The sequence below is a fragment of the Pediococcus argentinicus genome (assembly GCF_001437605.1).
GTDB lineage: Bacteria > Bacillota > Bacilli > Lactobacillales > Lactobacillaceae > Pediococcus > Pediococcus argentinicus.
Genome location: NZ_JQCQ01000048.1, coordinates 1 through 8,391 on the forward strand (window position 1 = coordinate 1; position 8,391 = coordinate 8,391).

The 8,391-nt window shown below is 37.8% G+C and carries 6 protein-coding genes, 6 tRNA genes, 1 riboswitch and 1 other annotated feature; of the genes, 9 read left to right on the top strand and 3 right to left on the bottom strand.

The window, feature by feature from the left end:
* Positions 1–43 precede the first annotated feature (43 nt).
* The 6 genes from IV88_RS08390 (at position 44) to IV88_RS08415 (ending at position 566) form a co-directional block, all read left to right on the top strand.
* Positions 44–114 (top strand) — tRNA-Gly (locus IV88_RS08390).
* A gap of 12 nt (positions 115–126) precedes the next feature.
* A tRNA-Ile gene (locus IV88_RS08395) sits at positions 127–201 on the top strand.
* A 3-nt stretch (positions 202–204) separates the two neighbouring features.
* Positions 205–292, top strand: a tRNA-Ser gene (locus tag IV88_RS08400).
* 35 nt (positions 293–327) lie between these two features.
* Positions 328–399 (top strand) — tRNA-Glu (locus tag IV88_RS08405).
* Positions 400–411: 12 nt separating this feature from the next.
* Positions 412–485, top strand: a tRNA-Met gene (locus IV88_RS08410).
* A gap of 6 nt (positions 486–491) precedes the next feature.
* Positions 492–566 (top strand) — tRNA-Asp (locus IV88_RS08415).
* 110 nt (positions 567–676) lie between these two features.
* On the opposite strand, the gene IV88_RS08420 is transcribed toward IV88_RS08415, so the two are convergent.
* A complete protein-coding gene (locus IV88_RS08420) occupies positions 677–1,405 on the bottom strand; it encodes a hypothetical protein (protein ID WP_057800456.1) in 729 nt (242 codons plus the stop codon).
* A gap of 94 nt (positions 1,406–1,499) precedes the next feature.
* Positions 1,500–1,580: riboswitch (SMK box riboswitch) on the top strand.
* Here IV88_RS08420 and metK point away from each other — a divergent pair.
* Together metK and IV88_RS08430 are read left to right on the top strand one after the other, a co-directional pair.
* Positions 1,578–2,768, top strand: a complete 1,191-nt coding sequence (metK, locus tag IV88_RS08425) for a methionine adenosyltransferase (protein ID WP_057800457.1) — start codon at positions 1,578–1,580, stop codon at positions 2,766–2,768. Its footprint overlaps the riboswitch before it by 3 nt.
* Before the next feature lie 81 nt (positions 2,769–2,849).
* Positions 2,850–4,322 carry an MDR family MFS transporter gene (locus IV88_RS08430; RefSeq protein ID WP_057800458.1) on the top strand — a complete coding sequence of 491 codons (1,473 nt, stop codon included), beginning with the start codon at positions 2,850–2,852 and terminating at the stop codon, positions 4,320–4,322.
* 7 nt (positions 4,323–4,329) lie between these two features.
* Here IV88_RS08430 and mnmM read toward each other — a convergent pair whose 3' ends face one another.
* Positions 4,330–4,887, bottom strand: coding sequence for a tRNA 5-(aminomethyl)-2-thiouridylate-methyltransferase MnmM (gene mnmM / locus IV88_RS08435; RefSeq protein WP_057800459.1), 558 nt, complete (start codon positions 4,885–4,887; stop codon positions 4,330–4,332).
* Positions 4,887–5,519 carry a phosphatase PAP2 family protein gene (locus tag IV88_RS08440; protein WP_057800460.1) on the bottom strand — a complete coding sequence of 211 codons (633 nt, stop codon included), beginning with the start codon at positions 5,517–5,519 and terminating at the stop codon, positions 4,887–4,889. Before IV88_RS08440 ends, mnmM begins: the two co-directional genes overlap by 1 nt.
* 91 nt (positions 5,520–5,610) lie before the next feature.
* Positions 5,611–5,816: a binding site (T-box leader), on the top strand.
* Positions 5,817–5,875: 59 nt separating this feature from the next.
* Here IV88_RS08440 and leuS point away from each other — a divergent pair.
* Entirely contained in the window at positions 5,876–8,293 is a 2,418-nt protein-coding gene (leuS, locus tag IV88_RS08445) for a leucine--tRNA ligase (protein WP_057800461.1), read from the top strand.
* Positions 8,294–8,391 lie beyond the last annotated feature (98 nt).

An 8,391-nucleotide genomic window follows, 5' to 3' on the forward strand; every position in this document is an offset into this window, starting at 1 on the left:
CGGCAGTTCGATTCTGTCCCGCGCCATTATTTTAATATTTTATGCGGGTGTAGTTTAGTGGTAAAACCACAGCCTTCCAAGCTGTTGTCGCGAGTCCGATTCTCGTCACCCGCTTTTTTATTTTATGGGCCTATAGCTCAGCTGGTTTAGAGCGCACGCCTGATAAGCGTGAGGTCGATGGTTCGAGTCCATTTAGGCCCATTTGGAGAAGTACTCAAGTGGCTGAAGAGGCGCCCCTGCTAAGGGTGTAGGTCGCGTAAGCGGCGCGAGAGTTCGAATCTCTCCTTCTCCGTTATAAGTTAATAGTTTTTAGTCATATTTTTATATGACCCGTTGGTCAAGTGGTTAAGACACTGCCCTTTCACGGCAGTAACATGGGTTCGAATCCCGTACGGGTCATTTTTATATTATCGCGGGATGGAGCAGTCTGGTAGCTCGTCGGGCTCATAACCCGAAGGTCGTAGGTTCAAATCCTGCTCCCGCAATTAGTTGGTCCCATGGTCTAGTTGGTTTAGGACGCCTGCCTGTCACGCAGGAGATCACGAGTTCGAGTCTCGTTGGGACCGTCGTTTAAACGATTCCGAAGCACATACATTGGTATGTGCTTTTTTTATGGTGATTAGTTTTAATTAATTAAAAAGGACAGCCATCAAGGCTGTCCGCTATTTCTATAATTTTAAAGACTTATCAGGATAATAAATGCGAGAATAATTATTGTCGAAACCAATAATTTGATACCAATTTTTAAATCCATTTGAGCAATGAACCAATTAATGACGAACATTACGAATGTAATTAGAACTGCCCATGCATGAAAGGTAAATAATAAGAAGACAGCTGTGATAACTGATAGACCTGCTAGCACCCAGTGGTAAGGTTTTACATTGGTGATAAATATATCAAAGAATGCAACACTTAGAACTAATGCTAATCCAATACATACTTGAAGAAAATATCCTGATACGAATCGATTAGATAAATAAAAAAATGCGACTGGTAAGATAACTCCAATTGAAGTAGAAAACATTGCTAGTCCAACAGCATTAACGGCTTTAAAGTTCATAAACGTGGTTAACAGAGTAACAAGGGTTAATAGACAAAGCTCAGCCATCACAAGTTCTTTACTTAAAAGCAGGACAACTACGATTGCTAGCGTGATTCCAATCAAAGGTAGTAGCACTCGAAGTGATGATTTATTGGTTAGCCGGTCAAATGTGACAAAAACCATCATTAGTGTAAATAAAAATAATAATATTTGAGTTGGCACTGTACTACCTAAACGCAACGACGCAAAGTGGTAGCTGAAATACCAACTTATTGAACTGAATACTACTGACAAGGCAGCCGGTAGAATAGTTTTTTGATCGATTTTATTTTTCAAATCGGGTAAATTTAATTTATTCATATAAATCTCCTTTTACAATAAATCAATCGTAAACAATTAGGCCCAGAAGGTCAATACACCAACTTTAAAAAGGACCTAATTTATGATAAGCTTGTTAGGTTATGAGCGTTCCCGATAGGAATCATTACTACTAGATCCTTGTAACCGAAATTATTTTAGGGGGAATTTTAAGTTGACCGAAAGACATTTATTTACTTCTGAATCTGTTTCAGAAGGACACCCAGATAAGATTGCTGATCAGATTAGTGACGCAATTTTGGATGCATTACTTGCACACGATAAGAATGCTCGTGTTGCTTGCGAAACCACAGTAACTACTGGATTGGTAGTTGTTGTTGGTGAAATCTCGACCACAGCTTATATTGATATTCAAAAGGTAGTTCGTAAAACTATCAAAGAAATCGGCTACGTTGGTGGTGAATATGGCTTTGATGGTGAAAATTGTGCTGTTATGGTGGCAATTGATGAACAATCACCTGATATTGCGCAAGGAGTCGATGATTCCTTAGAAACACGTGAAGGTAAAGATGACAAGCTTGATAAAATCGGTGCTGGTGACCAAGGACTTATGTTTGGTTACGCTACTGATGAAACACCTGAGTTAATGCCATTACCAATCATGTTAAGTCATCATTTGATGCAAAGAATTGCTAAGTTACGTAAGGATGGTAGTATCAAATATCTTCGTCCCGATGCAAAAGCTGAAGTAACTGTTGAATATGATGATAATGATAAAGCAGTTCGTGTTGATACAGTTGTTTTAAGTACTCAGCATGATCCAGATGTAACTTTAAACAAAATCCGTAACGACGTGATTGATCATGTTATCAAGCCAGTTATTCCTGGCAATCTCTTGGATGATAATACGCATTATTACATTAACCCAACTGGTCGTTTTGTTATTGGTGGACCTCAAGGTGATGCGGGATTGACTGGTCGTAAGATTATTGTTGATACTTACGGTGGTGCTGCTCGTCACGGTGGTGGTGCTTTCTCAGGAAAAGATGCTACTAAGGTTGACCGTTCTGCTAGCTATGCAGCTCGATATATTGCCAAAAATGTGGTTGCTGCTAAATTAGCTACTAAAGCTGAAGTCCAAATTGCTTATGCAATTGGAGTTGCTCAACCAGTTTCAGTTATGATTGATACATTTGGCACTGGAAAGGTTTCAGAAGATAAGTTAGTTAAAGCCATTCGTGAAATTTTTGACTTACGTCCAGCTGGTATCATCGAAATGCTGGATCTTCAACGTCCAATCTACAAACAGACTGCTGCTTATGGTCATTTTGGTCGTACAGATATTGATTTGCCTTGGGAACATACAGATAAGGTTGATCAACTAAAGATGCTATTAAATAATTAAATATTTTAAACATTGAATTTGAATGAAAACAGTTTGGAAAAACTTTATCTTCCCAAGCTGTTTTTATTATGTGAGGAAATTATGCAGAAGAGAAAAACAAATGTTGTTGTCGTAACCATCGCTATTTTTGTAGCGACGTTTATGACAGCCATTGAAGGAACAATTGTTTCGACCGCGATGCCAACTATCGTAGGGGATTTACATGGAGTTAGTTTGATGAATTGGGTTGTTTCAATCTTCCTACTAACCAATGCAATTTTTACACCCATCTACGGAAAATTAGCTGATGTGTTTGGTCGAAAACGAATCTTTATTATTGGAATTTTAATTTTCCTAGTTGGATCAATCTTAAGTGGATTATCGCAATCAATGGGAACGTTGATTTTGTGGCGAGCACTACAAGGAATTGGGGCAGGGTGTATCATGCCGGTATCCAATACAATTATTGCTGATATCTATCCGATTGAAAAAAGAGCTCGTGTTATGGGATTCAACGGTGCTGCTTGGGGGATTGCTTCGATTGTAGCTCCGCTAATTGGTGGTTTTATTGTTGATAAATTAACATGGCATTGGGTATTCTTCATTAATGTTCCAATCGGATTAATCACAATTTTATTAATTCAGTTTTTCCTTTATGAAGAACGAGAGGTACATGAAAAGCCAATCGATTATCTCGGAAGTATTTGGTTGATGCTTTCGCTATTGGGAATTATGTACGGGTTCCAATTGGTGGGAGAGGCTCACTTATCAGTTATCGGAGTTATTGGTTCGTTCATTATTGCAGCAATTTCAATCTTTCTATTTATTCGGCAAGAAGAACGAGCAGCTGATCCGATTATTTTCTTAGACCTATTTAAGAACAGAACTTTTATTATTCAAAATTTAGCAACGATGATGGTAGCGGGATTTTTAATTGGATTTGAAGTTTACCTACCAACATGGACCCAAGGTATTCTTGGGTTACCTGCATCATTGGCCGGATTTGCCGTAACACCTAGTTCCTTGTTGTGGATTTTCGGTTCATTCTTAGCTGGAAAAATGTTAGTTAAAATGAAACCACGTCAAATTCTGAGTGTTAGTTTAGGAATTTTAGCGTTCGGAAGTTTGATTTTAGCCTTTGTGCCAGTGTCAACACCATTCTGGTGCTTCTTCTTGATTTCGGCTGTTTTGGGAACTGGTTTTGGAATTACGATCACTTCAACAACGGTTACATCACAACGACTTGTTAAACCTGAACATATTGGAGTTGCAACGTCCTTTAATACATTAGCTCGAACTCTAGGACAAACCATCATGATGTCAATTTTTGGAATTATTATGAACAGTAGTTTAAATAGTGGGGTTAATGATAATCCAAATTTGAAATTCTCAATGATGAATAAGTTAATCAACCCACAGACCGCCAGCGAACTACCAGCTAAACTATTACCTAGTTTAAGAGGTATTTTGTATACAGCACTTCACAATATTTATCTGGCAGGATTTATTCTAATTGTCATTGGATTGTTTATTAATATTTTTGATCGACCCAGTAAAAAAGATAGCTCCCTATAAAGGGGGACTATCTTTTTTCAATTGCAATTAAAATAGGTGGATGATGAATTTGATTGGTAAATTGATATTCGAGTACTTGGTACTGGTGTTGATCTAGATTACTAGTAAACTGTTGAACCTGTGCCAACTCATCCTTACCACCCGGATGTCCATAGTAGCATACCAGAATTACGCGTCCATTTGATTTGAGGAGTTCAAGACAAGATTCAATTGCTGTAAGTGTAGAACTTGCATGAGTTATTTCTGTTTTATCACCGCCAGGTAAATATCCTAAATTGAAAATTGCACCAGTAATCGTTTCAGTTACGTAATGGTCTATATTAGCGTGACTATCTTGAATCAGCTTAACTCGATCAGTTAAATTATTCTGGTTGAGTAACTCAGTTGTGTTCATTAGAGCTAATTTTTGAATATCAAAGCTATAAACAGTTCCGTTTAATCCAACTAGTTCGGCTAAAAATTTGGTATCGTGACCGTTGCCCATAGTTGCATCAATAACGATATCATCAGCATGAACAACTTCTTTTAATAGGGTATGACTATATTGAAGAGCGTTTTCTAACATTATCTACGCCTCGATTTAGAAAAAATGATTTGATTGTATATTGTTAAAATGGCAAATCCCAATAACATTCCACCAATAATGTCACTAGGATGGTGAACATTGAGGTAAACGCGTGAAATTGGTACCAGTATGATTCCTAAGATCCAGAAAATGTCAGCAACCCATTTAAGCAGATTATTCCTGACTAGATGAGCTGTAATAATAATTAAAGCACCAAACAATGCCATTGAAGCAATTGAATGTCCACTTGGAAAACTGTATCCGCCGATGGGAATTAAACGACCAATTTTAGGACGAGGACGTTTGATAATATCTTTAATCAAATGATTGACACCAGTAGCTGTGATAGTGGTTAAAATGAAAAATAGAGCGTCTTGCCAATGCTTTCGAAGAGTCAACCAGGCAATAATCACAATGTTTATGACAATGAATGGAATTGGATTGCCAATTTCTGTAATCAATTTAAAGAACTTAGTTAAATTAGCCGTTCTAAAACTTTGAATAAATACCTTTAGACTATGATCAATCCCATTCAGTGATGAAGGAATATAGACTACTAAGAATGCTAAGCCAATAAATAATAGTAGCGCTAACGTGCCAAACCATGCTTGTGAATTATTTCTATGTTTCATATGTAGAATCCTCCTCAGTTACCTAGTTAGTATATCATTTTACGTTGGTTAACTTGTAAAAAGGTGGCAATTTTGATATGATTACACCAACATACAGCTAGTAACAAAGATTAGTAGCGAATTATCTTTCTGTCAGAAACCAAGTGGTAATGCGAACTTGGAGAAGTAATTTGTGAACTCACTTTGAAAGTTTATTTCTGAAATCATAGTAGGAAGTAACGTTCTCCGCGTTAAGGAATCAAGTGTGCAGGCAACTGCAAATACTAGGTGGTACCGCGGAATTTATTCGTCCTATGAGTTTTAACTAACTCTAGGGCGTTTTTTATTAGCTAAATAAAATATTGGAGGAACAATTTATGCCATACAATCATTCTGTTATTGAACATAAATGGCAACATTACTGGAGAGTTAACGAAACTTTCAAGACTGTTGAAAATGAAAACAAACCTAAATACTATGCTTTGGACATGTTCCCTTATCCATCAGGCCAGGGACTTCACGTTGGACATCCAGAAGGCTATACAGCAACGGATATCATGTCTCGTTTAAAACGTATGCAAGGATTCAAAGTTCTTCATCCAATGGGATGGGATGCTTTTGGTTTGCCTGCAGAACAATATGCAATGAAGACTGGTCACAATCCTAAGGACTTCACAGCACAAAATATTAAGAACTTTAAACGCCAGATTCGTTCATTAGGTTTCTCATATGATTGGTCACGCGAAATCAACACAACTGATCCTGAATATTACCGTTGGACCCAGTGGATCTTTGAACAAATGTACAAAAAAGGTTTAGCTTACGAAAAAGAAACCTTAGTTAACTGGGCTCCTGATTTGATGGGTGGAACGGTTGTGGCTAACGAAGAAGTTATCAATGGTAAAACTGAACGTGGTGACTTTCCAGTTTACCGTGTCCCAATGAAACAGTGGATTTTGAAAATTACTGCTTATGCTGACCGTTTGCTGGACGATTTAGACTTAGTCGATTGGCCTGACAGTATTAAAGAAATGCAACGTAACTGGATTGGCCGTTCAATAGGTGCAAGTGTTCATTTCAAAGTAGAAGATAGTGATAAGGACATCGAAGTCTTTACTACTCGTCCTGATACTTTATTTGGTGCAACTTATATGGTTGTTGCTCCTGAACATGAAATTGTTGATGAAATTACAACTCCAGAATGCAAAGCCAGTGTTGATGAATATAAAGCTAGTGTTGCAACTAAATCTGATTTGGAACGTACTGATTTAAATAAAGACAAAACTGGTGTATTTACTGGTGCTTACGCAATTAACCCGGTTAATGGCAAAAAGATTCCAGTATGGATTGGTGATTATGTCTTAGCTTCATACGGAACAGGTGCTATTATGGCGGTTCCTGCTCATGATGATCGTGATTTTGAATTTGCTACGAAGTTCAAAATAAATATTATGCCAGTTATTGAAGGTGGAGATGTTTCAGAAGCTGCTTATACTGGTGATGGTGTGCATATCAACTCTGATTTCTTAAACGGAATGGATAAGCAAACCGCTATCGATACAATGATTGACTGGCTTCAGGAACATGGCGTTGGTGATAAGAAGGTTAACTATCGTTTGCGTGATTGGATTTTCTCACGTCAACGTTACTGGGGTGAACCAATTCCAGTTATTCACTGGGAAGATGGCGAAACAACCTTAGTTCCTGAAGATCAATTACCACTTCGTTTACCTGCTGCTAAGGATATTCGCCCTTCAGGTACTGGTGAAAGCCCACTTGCTAACTTGGATGATTGGTTGAATGTTGTTGATGAAAATGGGCGTAAAGGTCGTCGTGAAACTAACACTATGCCACAATGGGCTGGTAGTTCATGGTACTACTTACGTTACATCGATCCACATAATGACAAAGCAATTGCTGATAAAGATTTACTGAAAGAATGGTCACCAGTTGATTTATACGTTGGTGGAGCAGAACATGCTGTTCTTCATTTACTATATGCACGTTTCTGGCACAAGGTATTATATGATCTTGGCGTCGTTTCCACTAAGGAACCATTCCAGAAGTTAGTTAACCAAGGGATGATTTTAGGTGAAAACCATGAAAAGATGTCTAAATCAAAAGGTAACGTGGTTAACCCCGATGATATCGTTGAAAAATATGGTGCTGACACACTCCGCATGTACGAAATGTTCATGGGACCTTTAACAGAATCAGTTGCTTGGAGCGAAGATGGTTTAAATGGAAGTCGTCGTTGGATTGAACGTGTTTGGCGTTTACTGATTGATGATAACAACCATTTGCGTGATCGTGTTTCAACAATCAATGATGGTGCTTTGGACTTGGTTTACAACCAAACAGTCAAGAAAGTTACTACTGATTATGAAAACATGCACTTTAATACAGCTATCTCACAAATGATGGTCTTCGTTAACGAAGCATACAAGGCTGATTCATTACCGCTTGAATACATGGAAGGCTTTGTGAAGATGTTGTCGCCAATCATTCCGCACGTTGCGGAAGAACTTTGGAGCTTGTTAGGTCATGAAGGTACAATTTCATATGAAGCATGGCCAACATTTGACGAATCAAAGTTAGTTGAAGATACTGTTGATGTGATTGTTCAAATTAACGGTAAGATGCGTGCTAAGTTAAGCGTCGATAAAGATACTGATAAAGATACGTTGGAAAAACTTGCAATGGCAGAACCTCGAATCCAATCTAATATTGGTGATAAGACGGTTCGCAAAGTAATTGTAATTCCAAATAAAATTGTTAATATCGTAGTGGGTTAAACTCACCAAAAGAGGAAATGAAGTAGAACTTAGGTTCTGGGATTCATTTCCTTTTTGATTCTCTCAAATTTTATGTCAAACGTTTTTGAAAATGTCCG